Annotated in this window: 12 protein-coding genes; 10 read left to right on the forward strand and 2 right to left on the reverse strand. The window is 45.6% G+C overall.

Annotation, left to right across the window (positions count from 1 at the left end; genetic code table 11):
- The first annotated feature begins 312 nt into the window (after window positions 1-312).
- From AK95_RS05135 to helD, 5 genes are all read left to right on the forward strand, one after another.
- Window positions 313-774: a MarR family winged helix-turn-helix transcriptional regulator gene (locus AK95_RS05135; protein WP_235612997.1), complete on the forward strand. Its 462-nt coding sequence runs from the start codon at window positions 313-315 to the stop codon at window positions 772-774.
- Window positions 775-798: 24 nt separating this feature from the next.
- Window positions 799-1,413: an NAD(P)-dependent oxidoreductase gene (locus AK95_RS05140; RefSeq protein ID WP_071218909.1), complete on the forward strand. Its 615-nt coding sequence runs from the start codon at window positions 799-801 to the stop codon at window positions 1,411-1,413.
- A gap of 15 nt (window positions 1,414-1,428) precedes the next feature.
- Complete coding sequence (locus AK95_RS05145) at window positions 1,429-1,890, forward strand: DUF2269 family protein (protein WP_071218911.1); 462 nt, start codon at window positions 1,429-1,431, stop codon at window positions 1,888-1,890.
- A gap of 150 nt (window positions 1,891-2,040) precedes the next feature.
- On the forward strand, window positions 2,041-3,021 hold the full coding sequence (locus AK95_RS05150; RefSeq protein WP_071218913.1) for an aldo/keto reductase: 981 nt from the start codon (window positions 2,041-2,043) through the stop codon (window positions 3,019-3,021).
- 324 nt (window positions 3,022-3,345) lie between these two features.
- Window positions 3,346-5,766, forward strand: coding sequence for an RNA polymerase recycling motor HelD (helD, locus tag AK95_RS05155; RefSeq protein WP_071218914.1), 2,421 nt, complete (start codon window positions 3,346-3,348; stop codon window positions 5,764-5,766).
- A gap of 248 nt (window positions 5,767-6,014) precedes the next feature.
- Here the strand turns inward: helD and AK95_RS05160 are convergent, their stop codons facing one another.
- A complete protein-coding gene (locus AK95_RS05160; RefSeq protein ID WP_071218915.1) occupies window positions 6,015-6,938 on the reverse strand; it encodes a S66 peptidase family protein in 924 nt (307 codons plus the stop codon).
- 172 nt (window positions 6,939-7,110) lie between these two features.
- Window positions 7,111-8,013 (reverse strand): LysR family transcriptional regulator, encoded by a 903-nt coding sequence (locus AK95_RS05165; protein WP_071218916.1) that lies wholly within the window; start codon window positions 8,011-8,013, stop codon window positions 7,111-7,113.
- Between the two features lie 193 nt (window positions 8,014-8,206).
- Between AK95_RS05165 and AK95_RS05170 the strand changes: the two genes are divergently transcribed.
- The 5 genes from AK95_RS05170 (at window position 8,207) to AK95_RS05190 (ending at window position 12,225) form a co-directional block, all read left to right on the forward strand.
- On the forward strand, window positions 8,207-8,677 hold the full coding sequence (locus AK95_RS05170; RefSeq protein WP_071218917.1) for a DinB family protein: 471 nt from the start codon (window positions 8,207-8,209) through the stop codon (window positions 8,675-8,677).
- A gap of 108 nt (window positions 8,678-8,785) precedes the next feature.
- Complete coding sequence (locus AK95_RS05175) at window positions 8,786-9,190, forward strand: nuclear transport factor 2 family protein (protein ID WP_071218918.1); 405 nt, start codon at window positions 8,786-8,788, stop codon at window positions 9,188-9,190.
- 447 nt (window positions 9,191-9,637) lie between these two features.
- A complete protein-coding gene (locus tag AK95_RS05180; protein WP_071218919.1) occupies window positions 9,638-10,198 on the forward strand; it encodes a pyridoxamine 5'-phosphate oxidase family protein in 561 nt (186 codons plus the stop codon).
- A gap of 62 nt (window positions 10,199-10,260) precedes the next feature.
- Window positions 10,261-11,193: a hypothetical protein gene (locus AK95_RS05185; protein ID WP_071218920.1), complete on the forward strand. Its 933-nt coding sequence runs from the start codon at window positions 10,261-10,263 to the stop codon at window positions 11,191-11,193.
- A 345-nt stretch (window positions 11,194-11,538) separates the two neighbouring features.
- The gene (locus tag AK95_RS05190) at window positions 11,539-12,225 is read left to right on the forward strand and encodes an endonuclease/exonuclease/phosphatase family protein (protein WP_071218921.1); all 687 of its coding nucleotides are present in this window, start codon (window positions 11,539-11,541) and stop codon (window positions 12,223-12,225) included.
- Window positions 12,226-12,401: the final 176 nt, after the last annotated feature.

Genomic DNA, 12,401 nt, shown 5'->3' on the forward strand with positions numbered 1-12,401 from the left:
CTGTCTGAGATAGAAGATCAGAGTCATACCCTTGAATTAATGCCAATTTGCTATCCTTAGTAAATTTAGTCATAAAAAAACTGCACCTCCACCTGTTAGATGTGTCTAACAATTGGGGTGCAGTTCATAATCGCGGCTTTTTTTATAAAGGATCGCAATCTATTATCTAAATGGATAGAAAATATTCGAAAGTAGAAGCTTGGAATGGTAAACAAACTGGAATTCTGTTGTATGCCATAAATTCAGTTGCCATAACCAACTAAATTCAATTATAATGTATATAGTTGGTTAATAATACTATTGGGGTTGAATATGATGAAAAGGATTGAATTCCAGAACGAATCGTACGGAAAAGAAATAACCGCAATCAATCGACATTTGCATATGCTGCTTACTCCGCGTCTTGCCCCGCTTCGCTTGGGATTTGGGCAACACATGTTTTTGCTGATGCTCTCAATGAAAGAGGAGGTGAATCAGAAAACACTAAGCGAGCAATTGATGGTCGACAAGACAACGACGGCAAAGGCGATCCGCAAGCTTGAATCTGAGGGTTATATTCGCAAAGAAATTGACCCCATCGATCTACGGAACCAAAAGATATATCTAACCGATTCCGGAAGGGCTGTCGTTCCGAAGATTGAGGAAGCGCTAGCAGAAGTAATGGAGATTGGAACAGAAGGGATCTCAGCAGAAGAGTACCTGGAATTAATGAGGTTGTTAAAAATCATATTAAACAATTTGAACAAACATGTACAAACTTCAACTCGTCAGTGATTCTAATGAGCAGGGGAGATGGATATGAGAATAACCGTCATAGGTTCAACGAGTCCGACAGGACTGGAGGTTCTAAAGTACGGTAAGACGCGTGGGCACGAGCTTATTGCGTTTACAAGACGCCCGCAGTTGTTAAGTATGGATCAGAGCTTTGACAAGATCGTAGCTGGAGATGGACTTCATAAATCTGACGTTCTTCAAGCGATTGATGGTAGTGATGCAGTGATTGCGATTATCGGTGGCAAAACCGATATAGCCGGGGTTACGAAAACAATGATCAGCTCGATGCAGGAAAGCAAAATCCGGCGTCTCATTTTTGTCAGCTCTTATTTACTAGAAGCCAAAAGCCCCAAAATCTTCGCTTCGCTCGCAAGATGGATCTTTCGTCACGAATTGGTGGAACTTGAGAAAGCCGAGAAAGTCATCCGGGAGTGTGACCTTGATTGGAGTATCTACCGACCAGCTCAATTAAATAATGACCCTTCAACCGGAAAGATAAGGGTTCAGGAACAACGTCATGGTTTCCCTTCCGGTCCATATCAAATTTCTAGAGCAGACTTGGCTAAGGTATTAGTTGATGCGCTTGATAACAATGCGAACTTCAGGAAAATATATTGTGTTACTTGGAGCAAGGAATAGAGAGGGGGTGATGAGATGTATTACCTGTATACTTCACTGTTAGTGTTCCATATTCTATCCGCAATTTTTGGAGTTGGACCGGTGTTTCTGTTCAATATGATTTTGAAGAGGGCGAAGTCGGCGGAACAGTTGAAATATGCTCATCATATCGTTGAAAAATTGAACCGAAATGCCAATGTTTCCTTTGGTGTTATCCTCATATCAGGATTATTGATGGGCTGGATAAACCCTTACTTATTTCAAACGGAATGGTACATCGCTTCGCTAGTTTTGTTTTTTATCTCAGGCATGTATGCGATCTTTGCGGTTGAACCCATTCTGAAACAAATGCAAGGAATCGCGTCCAATCCGTCAGGGCCTGGCGAGATTTCCTCAGAATATAAGACGTTATTTCAGAGAAAGCAATCCCGAGATATGGTGGCAAACCTAATAGCAGTCATGATTATCCTTCTTATGGTGATTAAGCCCGCATTTTAAGGAATGAGTATATACCTGGGAGGGCCTGTCGATCCAATAGGCATACAAAGTCGCAGAAATCGCGCCAATATAAATAGTTGGTTTTATATGAATTAAGGATTGACCTAGAGTTAACTGTAGGTGATAGACTACATGTAAGGAGGGATCTTCATGGAATATGTGAAACTAGGGAATACCGGGCTCGACGTATCCCGCATCTGTCTTGGATGCATGGGATTTGGCGAAGCAGAGCGGTGGGTGCATCAATGGGTGCTTAATGAGGAAAACAGTCGTCCTATTATTAAAAAGTCTTTGGAGCTCGGCATCAACTTTTTCGATACGGCGAATGTGTACTCAGACGGTACAAGTGAGGAGATTGTGGGCCGCGCATTGAAGGATTATGCCAATCGGGATGAAATTGTCCTCGCGACCAAAGTTCACTTCCGTATGCACGAAGGTCCTAACGGTATGGGTCTGTCACGGAAGGCGATTATGAGTGAAATCGACAAAAGCCTCAAGCGCTTGGATACAGATTATGTCGATCTGTACCAGATCCATCGATGGGATTATAATACGCCTATCGAAGAAACGATGGAGGCTCTGCATGATGTGGTGAAAGCCGGAAAGGTCCGCTATATCGGAGCTTCAGCCATGTATGCATGGCAGTTTCTAAAAGCGCAGCATGTTGCCGAGATGAATGGCTGGACTCGGTTCGTCTCGATGCAGAACCATTATAACCTCATTTACCGCGAAGAAGAGCGCGAAATGATGCCGCTGTGCTTATCCGAAAAAATCGGTGTGATCCCCTACAGCCCGTTAGCATCGGGACGATTGACACGCGATTGGTCGGAAACGACGCACCGTTCCGAAACAGACATGGTTCAAAAATCCAAGTATGATGCTACTGCCGATGCCGATCGGGTAATTGTGGAGCGGGTTGCAGAGATTGCGGCAGAGCGAGGCATTCCCCGTGTTCAGGTTGCTCTTGCCTGGTTGCTGCAAAAACAACCGGTTACAGCACCTATCGTTGGTGCGACCAAAATTTCGCATCTCGAAGATGCAACAGCTGCTCTTTCGGTCAATCTCACACCGGAGGAGATTGCCTCCCTTGAAGAGCCGTATGTACCTCACCGGGTTGTGGGCGCGTTATAACCTGTCACGACCAAACCATCATAAAGAAAAACACGTAAACGCCAGCGGACTAACATTGGATAAAACCGGGTTGCGGGAACTCTTCCTACAACGCGGTTTTTTTTGATTTTACGGGAAAATAAAAAAAACTTGGCAGATGCGCCAAGGAGTACAAAAAACAATTGAACACAAAAAAGCGCTATGCTATAATCAGTAGCGCAATTGAAAAGTCATGATGAAATCGATATTATAATTTATTATCCTAATCTAATTGTACATCGGTGACCCTGATTTGTCAATGCACATTTTTCGGACCAGATTGAGAAGGAGTGTGTTCAGAAAAACATGGAAGAAGCTCAGGAATGGCAGTTAGAACAAGAACGGCTGGATCAGGTAAGGGGTAAGATGAAAGCGAGGATCGACCAGTTGGAACCTAGCGTTACCGGGATGCGCGATCAGGCTGCTGAGATTCGCAGGCGATTCTGGGAAGAGGTTACGGTCAACACGAGCTCGGACGAAGAGTTTGAAGAAACATTTTATACGATTAAACAACAGGCTGCGGTGTTATCCGAAAGGGAGCGTCGTCACCGGCTTCTGACGCAGCAATGGAGGAGCTTACATCGGCTGCTGCCGTCTCCTTATTTTGGGCGTGTTGATTTTCTAGAGGACGTCCTGAATGTGAGCGAGCAGATTTATATCGGCGTATCATCCTTCGTCGATGAAGATGAATTGAGCTTCCTGGTATATGATTGGCGCAGTCCCATCGCGAGTCTTTACTACGATCATTCCCCCGGTGCAGCCTCTTACGTCACGCCGGTCGGGCAGATCACGGGTATGATGGAGTTGAAACGGCAGTATCAGATTCACGATGGACAAATTCGTCATATGTTTGATGCGAACGTAACGATCGGCGACGAGCTGCTCCAGCAAATGCTGGCCAAAGGCGCGGACTCCCAAATGAAGAGTATCGTATCAACCATCCAGAAGGAACAAAACGCCATCATCCGAAACGATTTTAGCCGGCTGCTTATCGTGCAGGGGGCGGCTGGCAGTGGGAAGACCTCCGCAGCCTTGCAACGTGTGGCGTATTTGCTATACAAAAACCGCGATTCGCTTAAGGCAGACCAGATCGTACTTTTCTCGCCAAATCAAATGTTCAACAGTTATGTATCCACTGTCCTTCCCGAGCTCGGCGAGGAGAACATGCAGCAGACGACTTTTCAGGAATATCTCGAATATTGGCTGGGTTCATCCTTCCATGTCGAGGATCCCTTCAATCAGATCGAATATGTGCTGACCGCACAATCAACTCCGACTTACGAGGCTCGTCTTCAAGGGATGAAGTACAAGGCATCCGAAGCTTTCATGAGGGCCCTGCAGAATTATGCGAAGTGGCTGGGGCGGGAAGGCATGCTGTTCAAAGGCATTCGGTTTCGGGATCGTGTTCTGATAACGTCTGAGCAAATGAGAACCCAATTCTACAGCTACGATCCTTCCTTGAGCTTAGCCAATCGTGTTGATCTCTTACAAAAGTGGCTTCTGAAGGAACTTTCATTATTAGAGCGCAAAGAGCGGAGGGCGTCCTGGGTTGAGGAGGAGCTTCAATACCTCGACAACGAGCAATATGCGGAAGTTTTCAGCGAGCTGCATAAGGATAGGGAAGTGTTTGATATCGCCGAGCGTTATGCTGTTGTTTACGAGAAAATAAGCAATAAGCGCAGAGAAGATGAAGGTGACTTTGACTTCGCCGAGCGGGAGGAAGACATGCTCAGCCAAAGGATTGTGAAGATGAGCTTCAAACCGCTAAGGCAAGGCGTGAGGAGATTTTCGTTTATCGATGTCCAAAGCTTATACGTCCAATTGTTTGATGATGAAGCTGCTTATCAAGAGAAGACGAATGAGACCGAGATCCCCGTTCTATGGTCTGAAATTTGTAGGCAAACCAAAGAAAAGCTGGACCGGCTCGAATTATTCTATGAGGATGCGACTCCGTATTTGTATTTAAAAGAACTGATCGAAGGCGTTCGAACGAACACGGAGATTCGGCATGTGTTCGTCGATGAGGGGCAGGATTATTCGCCGTTTCAATATGAGTATCTCAAAAAACTATTTCCGCGTGCCCGCATGACGGTACTCGGTGATTTCGGGCAGGCGATCTTTACGCAGTCTACCAAGCTGCATGAGTCCGATTCGCCGCTGGTTCGACTTTATGGTGAAGCCGAAACCTGCTTGATCCGCCTTGTGCGCAGCTATCGTTCAACACGGGAGATTGTGGAATTTACGAAAACGCTGCTCTCTGCTGAGTTGGAAATCGTCCCCTTTGACAGGAGCGGACATAAGCCGCTTCTTGTGAAGTTAGATGACAAAGAAATGCGTGATGCACGAATACTGAAAGACATCGCGGCACTTAAAGCCGAGGGCTTAGACTCTATTGCCGTTGTTACGAAGACTGCGGCTGAAAGCCGCACAGCCTTTGAATCTTTAAGGGAGCAAGGAAGCGAAGCATTGCAACTCATTACGAAGGAGACGGTCACCTTTGAAAAAGGAGTTATGGTTATTCCCGTATATCTCGCCAAGGGTGTTGAGTTTGATGCTGTTCTGATTTATGAGGCATCACCTCAAGCTTACAGCCGGGATAACGATCGCAAACTTCTGTATACAGCATGTACGCGGGCCATGCACCGACTTCATGTATACACAACGGACGATTGGTCACCGTTCGTGCAGGCATTGCCTGCTGATTTATATGAGAAAGCAGCATATTGACGGATCGGTGATGATGCCCTCGAGGAGAAAAAAAGCAGGGATCATGTCAGCTCCTGTGCAAACAAAGGCGCTGATTCGCTCGTATGAAAACATGCAAACAGCCTTAGCCGTTAGTCGGCCAAGGCTGTTTTTTTGCGCTTATAAGGCTGAACCGTGCGTCATTCATTACAAGGGTAGGGGATTTTCCTTGCCGGCTCAGAATTGTGGAGCTTGTCGATAGACATGACCTTTTATCGTCTTAGTCGAAGTTAAACGCTGACTGTAGGTTCAACCGTAGTTATTCTATTATTGACGGAATCGAGTTGTACTGTTGCGCCAATTGGCAAAGCGGCTTTATACATCCCATGTCCTGTAGCAAGATTTGTTATAAGCGGCTTGCCGAGAGGTACAACAAATTCGTTGATTAAATCTTCATAGGATATGCCATAAGCCGCCTGGCAGCCTGAGCATTCTCCCATAATAATGCCGATGCAGTCATTAAATTTACCGGCAAGCTTTAAATCGTTCAAGTATCTGTAGACGGTATTGGTAGGTTCATGCGTTTCTTCAAGAACGAGAATTTTACCCCGTGTATCGATTTCGAATGGCGTGCCCAGTGTATCGACAAACGATGTGAGATTCCCCCCCACAAGCTGCCCCGTCACTTTGCCCGGAATACGACTTATCAGCGGCATCCCTGGCGGATTCAAGATTGGCCGGGTTAGTGAATATACGGATGTCGCGGAAAAAAACTGATCGAAATTATAAGCGGGCGTTTCGGGTTTGAAGTCAATAAGCATCAGACTATGGAATGTTATTAAATCTACATATTGATGCAGTACATTTAATAGTACCGTGATGTCGCTGTACCCCGTGACGATTTTTGGATTATTTCGTATCTCATTATAATCAAGGTACGGAAGAATTCCGGCCACGCCTGTACCGCCTCTGGTAGGCAGAATCATTTTTACCTGCTCATCTCGAAACATCCTCATTAAATCGGAGGCTCGCTGCTCGTCTGTGCCGGCAAGAAACCCGTTTTGCGCATATACATATTGACCCAATACAACATTAAGCTCCATTGCCCTCAAAAATTCGATTCGTGCATTAATGATGCCTGCAGCGAGCGGGCTGCCCAAGGTAACGATTCCAACGGTATCGCCCCTCTGCAATATTGGCGGAGGTATCGGCATATTCTTTTTTCCCTTCCTGAGAATAGAAGAAGCCATCGTGATCATGTCTTTAGAATATATTGACTAGATTCGCAATGCAGTACTAAAAAAGAATTTTGAAATGTTTGTATTCTTAGTTGAGATAGTGGAAGGGAGAAGGCTTGAGCAGGTTTGATACTGGTGGTGCTACCTTCTACGAAGACTTGGATTGATGAATAGCTGTGTCGATGTAGGCTCTCAAAGTCTTGATAAACGTGCGCATGGCGTATCCGACATACCTGTCGCTGCGGTAGATCAGACAAATGTCCTGTGAAGGCGTAGGGTTCCTGAGGTGCACGACCTTGATGTCCGGATTGTGAAGATTCTCCAATAGAAGTCGCGGCAGAACACAAGCGCCGACTCCGCTCTGTACCATCTGAAGGAGGGAAGATAACGTTGTCGTCACCAAATGCGACTGTAGTGTAAACCCGTTTTCCATGCAAAAGCGGTCAATCAGCTTGCGGCATTGGTGGTCTCCTGGGAACATGACCATCTTTAAGCCTTGCAGCCTGTTCAAGGGAATGAAATTCTCCGTGGCAAGGGGATCATTCATACTTACAGCCAATGAGAACTCCTCATGAAACAGGGGAATTGTCGTGAGACGTTCATCGATAACAGGTCCAATGGTTACGCCCACATCGATGCTTCGATCCAGGACTTGTTCGGTTACTTTCGTGGTTTCCAAAAGGGACAGTGAGAGGGTGGGGTAGGTCTGATGGAAGTTTAATAGCATGGCATTGAACATGAGATCCGCGTCACCGGGCAAGACCCCGATGGAAAGGGAGCCGCCTTGCATTTGCTTCAGATCTGCAATGGCGTCGCCCGCTTGCTGCAGATGTCTGAAAACGGCAGCACCGTGTTCACGAAGAATGGCTCCAGCGTCAGTAAGGACAATGGTTTTTCCCACACGATCGAACAACAGAACTCCGAGTTCTTCTTCCAATCTTCTTATCTGCTGGCTAATGTTGGGTGCGCTGACTCCTAATTTTTCGGCAGCTCTCGTGAAATGAAGCTCTTCACAAATGGCCATGAAATATTGCAGTTGTTTTAACTCCAATGCTCGCACCTGCTTTCTAATGCATCGTGTATCATGCTCAATCCTTATTGTTGCTCCGGCTTCTTCTTCTGTCAACGAATAATCGTTAACTGATACTTAACGTTCCGGTAACGCCCACTGCATTGATGGTTAGTTCCGTAAGACATAAAATGGGAACATATCAAGCGGTTCTCACGATAAAGGAGGAATTAGCATGTCGGAAATGATTATCAATACGGCAACAACCGCACGTCAAGTGCTGCGGCAGCAGGTGCAGGCGATCCCGGAGGAACTGTTCGATATCCAACCGGCTGGATTCAGCAATACGATCCGTTGGAATGTCGGACATATGATTTATTGGATGGATAAGTATTCTCCCTTGATCTTCGACTCCACGCCTATCGTACCGGGCTCTTATGAAACGCTGTTTAACTCTGGAACAAAGCCCTTGGATTGGACGGTTGCTCCTCCATCGAAGGAAGCGATGGTCGAGATGTTAACGGCGCAGCTTTCCCGTATCACTGAGTTGAAGCCTGAAATGCTGGGCGAGGAGCTTTCGGCTCCGTTTGACTTGGGACCGTTCCATTTCAACACCTCTGGTGAGCTGTTAAACTTTATCCTGATTCACGAAGCTTTTCACCTTGGAACGATTTCGAGCCAGTTAAAGGTTCTTTCGTCGAGTTAACCAATGTTAAGCAAGATTCCTATTTTATGACGTCGAACCATTCAAAACGATGCAATGAAATCTCAATATTTGGAGCGACCAATAAACCATAATGAGGAGGATTCTGTGATGGAGAAATCTCTAGACTCAGTCCAATCCCGAACATGTGAAGGGTTTGATGCCTTTAGGCATGCGTTGGAAACGGGGGATACGGCTGATTTTCTTAATAAGGTTACGGAAGATTTTCATTTCTCTGTTCCGCTCCCGCTAGATGGGTGGAATCATGAACAGCAAGGCAAAGAGCGGTTTGAGGAATTGGTCAGGTTCGAGCGCTTCGTATTTCAGATGCAGCTCACTCCGCTCATCGTTCTTGAGAATGAGGACAACGGGATGGTGGTATTTCGCTCGGAAGGCTTGTTGAATGGGCGGCCTTTTCGTAATGAGCTTGCAATCGTCTTCGAATTCGAAGCAGGGCGGATCCGCTCCTTCCGCGAATATGTAGGTATGCCGTTAAAAAACTACGAGAACCCATAATAGATACAATAGCTGCAGTGTATATTGGAAGCCAGACTCCATTCGGATCAGGCTTCCAATACATGTTCCAGACGTACACGCTCAATTAAACGCTTTCGGCCTTGTCAGTATGCTTTATGAGCTGCAATTCTACTTATCCTTCAGATTAATTCTAAAAACATCCCCCGCGTTACCACCAAAAACCATCATCCCGCCTTCAGGCAGTACTACCGAGTAATTGTTGCTTGCCTCCCGCGAAGAGCTCGTTGTCTCATTCATAACCGAAGTGTATCTATGCGTGTTAAGAATATATTATATTTATGGGCCGCCTTCGAATACAATGTACGTATAGCCAAGCACGAGATCAAGCCTGAAGCAGCGATCCGTCCCCAATGCCTTAGAGCGCGACTAGGGGCCGGTGTTCATGCGTGAATCAAACCAAATACGAGTATATCGGAGGGGATTCGATTGGGAAAACAGTTTCCGGCCATGCTCCCCGAGCATATGGCCTTCATCCGAAAGCAGCAGCTGTTCTTTGTCGGAACGGCGCCCATGTCGAGGGATGGGCATGTTAATCTGTCACCGAAGGGATATGACACGTTTCGGATATTGTCCGATCGTAAGGTTGCGTATTTGGATTTGACCGGAAGCGGCAATGAGACCAGCTCCCATCTCGAAGAGAATGGTCGTATCACGATGATGTTCTGCGCATTCCAGGGGCCGCCGAACATCCTGCGCCTATATGGAACTGGAACGGTGATTCTCCCAGAGGACAACGAGTGGGAGCAGCTATACGGAATGTTCGAGCCGCTGCCTGGAGTCCGGCAGATCATTATGGTCGATATACACAAAGTCCAGACGTCCTGCGGCTATGCGGTTCCATTCATGTCGTTCGAGAAAGAGCGAGAGACGCTCCAGCGGTGGGCGGAGCAAAAAGGAGAAGAAGGCTTGCACAGTTATTGGCAGGAAAAGAACTTGAGCAGCCTCGACGGATTGCCGACGTCTCTTGGGAAACGTATAAGGAGATAGCGGTTGGTATCTCGCGGCTGGACGATGGGACAAGAGTGACTTGAGGAGGTTGAAGATGGAACATGGAACATTCCCAAATCGTACATACAATCCTTGCTAAATTAGGTAATGAACGTTTGATTACGGAACTGACAACAAAATTGTCGCAATCGGAGATGACTACGCTTCTTCTCGCGCTTTCACAAGAAATGACGGCTCAAAGTTCTCCCGTCGACTTGTTAAACAAATATGCCACGAATCGTTTTGTGAAGCCTTCCGAGCTCAGTCCAATTAAACTGAAGAAAATAGAGCTTGATATGCTCGAATTGGCCGAAAATAGCGGATTTACCTCATTGGAGCTTTCTCCAGCTAGTCCGTTGGGAAGCTGTTCAGTGATTGCAAAGGTTGATCAAAACAAGGTGATATCAGCAACAAGAGGCGTTGAATTGATGTCGGACAGCACCAATATGCTTGCGATTTATCTGGCGAATGGCATAAAGAACAAATCAATAAACAACAGCATCAACGATGTGCATGTTTGCGCAGCCAGCAGAGTCACTCGAGGGCAATGGTATAAACAGGCCAACGTCCTGCCTCATTTCGGTTTATTTACCTTGGTTAGTTCAGGAAAAGATACCGGTTCATATCGCTTCGAGAAAGATACACTGACCCGGCACATCGCATTCTATCTCCATTATTATGGTGGGAAGCTTGGTCAGGAGACAAAGGTATTTCTTCATATGCGCAAGGGCTATACCGATTCAGAAGGTTTCCTGGACAGAATGGTCGATCATTTGAATGTAGAGTTTCCCTCCTGCTTATTTATCGAAGACAGGGTAGAGAGCAGCAACCAGTATTATAAAGGCCTGAACTTCGAAGTGAATGTGAATGGAGTGAATATAGTAGATGGTGGTTTCGTGGATTGGACTCAGCAATTGCTCGGGAACAAGAAGGAACGATTGTTGATTAGCGGGACGGGCATGGATTTACAGTTGATCACCGGAATGATTCAATGAACGAGGCAGTTACAATCAAAAAAAGGTAGGACAACAACATATACGAATACGAAGTCGCTGAAATCGCGGCTTTTTTGTTATAACATGCAAGTTAGAGAATGGGAGTTTTAATATACTTCTATACCCGCTTTTCGTTGTTTGTCTCGGATCGACTGCTTGATGTAAGGAATGTGTTTTCTGAAACAACATTTTTAGCATTATTTCCATTAATTGAGAGTCATGAATGATGTCCTTTTGTGAAAAAATAACAAAGAGTTTTAGTTTTCATCGTTTCCTCTGGCATATTATCTTTTATCTCTATTGTAAACTATACGAATGATACATCAAACGGAAAAGGTGAATTCTATGGATGACAATATCAATCTGAAAGTGATGTCCTACAGTATACGTCACGGAAAAGGATTAGATGGGAAAGCAAGCTTGAGCCGCATAGCGGAAGTGATCACAAAAGCTCAACCGGATATTGTTGCATTGCAAGGTGTGGACCGTTTTATGCCCCGAAGCGGCTTTCGAGATCAGCTGAAAAGGCTGGCTAAACTGCTCGGGATGCACGCTTGTTTCTCTCCTAGCGTAAATCTCATTTTTGTTCAATATGGAAACGCCATTTTAAGCCACTATCCGATAATTTCAAAAGAAATTCAGTATATTGGCGGGTCTAAAGAGAGAAGGAGCATCTTAGTGGTAAAACTGCAAATCAATGAAAATGTGGTTACAATAGTAAATACCCATTTGGGGGTACATATGAAAGAACGGATAAAACAGAACCCAATTCTTTGGAGTGCTTTAGAGAAACTGGAACAGCCGACGATCCTGGCAGGGGACTTTAATATGAGTATGGACGATCCTTTCATGAAACGGTTGAGCTCCCGGTGGACAAAAGTCACTCTTCAGAACAACCTGCCTACCATGGAAAATGGTATGGAGATCGATCACATCTTTGTAAACATGCCGACAGAACTGGCCACAGCCAAGGTTCTTCCTTATGGTGCTTCGGATCATTATCCGGTCATTGCAGAAATTCGCTGGCAGTAATCTAAAAGTAAGGCTGAGGTCGGCGAGAACTCTTCTAACCTGTTATAAAAAACAATGACAAGGGTCCAGTTTACCGTGTAAATAGCGGGCTTTTTTATTTTTAAGTCTAGTTTATATACGTTATTGACACGACACCAAAAATTGGCCTACAATTGAATCGTCACTAAATGGTGTCC

It is taken from the genome of Paenibacillus sp. LC231, assembly GCF_001860525.1.
In the GTDB taxonomy this organism is placed as follows: domain Bacteria; phylum Bacillota; class Bacilli; order Paenibacillales; family Paenibacillaceae; genus Paenibacillus_AQ.